This is a genomic window from Microvirga sp. HBU67558 (assembly GCF_018069605.1).
Lineage (GTDB): Bacteria > Pseudomonadota > Alphaproteobacteria > Rhizobiales > Beijerinckiaceae > Microvirga > Microvirga terrae.
Genome location: NZ_JAGPUP010000239.1, coordinates 1 through 607 on the forward strand (window position 1 = coordinate 1; position 607 = coordinate 607).

Consider the following 607-nt stretch of genomic DNA (forward strand, 5'->3'; position numbering starts at 1 on the left):
AGTTGCCCGCGTTTGATCTTGCCGGAGATGGTTCGCGGCAATTCGGCGACGACTTCGATCTGCCGAATGCGCTTGAATGGGGCCAGCCGCGTATGAGTGTATTGGAAGATCGACAACACCGTCTCAGGAGAGGGCTCAATCCCGGGCAGGAGTGAGATGTAGGCCTTGGGCACGGACAAGCGGATTTCATCGGGTGCCGGAACCACGGCAGCCTCCGCCACAGCCTCGTGCTCGATCAGCACACTCTCGAGTTCGAACGGGCTGATCCGGTAGTCGGATGATTTGAACACGTCATCTGAGCGTCCTACGAAGGTGAGATATCCATCCTCATCAGTGAAGGCGATGTCGCCAGTACGATAGTAGGCCCCTTCGGCCACACTCACCGCGCCATCAGCGTTCTGATAGCCCTGCATGAGCCCGGCGGGCCGCAACTCTCCTAAGGCGAGGCAGACCTCGCCCTCCTGCGCCAGGTTCCCGTCCAGGTCGAGCAACCGCACGGGATAGCCCGGGAGAGGGCGGCCCATCGTTCCCAGCTTGATCGTCTGGCCTGGCGAGTTGCCGATCTGGGCCGTGGTCTCGGTCTGGCCATAGCCGTCACGGATGGTAA

Annotated in this window: 1 protein-coding gene; it reads right to left on the reverse strand. The window is 61.3% G+C overall.

Going from position 1 to position 607, the window contains the following annotated elements; all coding sequences use genetic code 11:
* Positions 1-607: AMP-binding protein (locus tag KBI52_RS33815; protein WP_210804804.1), on the reverse strand; the 607-nt coding region annotated here is incomplete at both ends.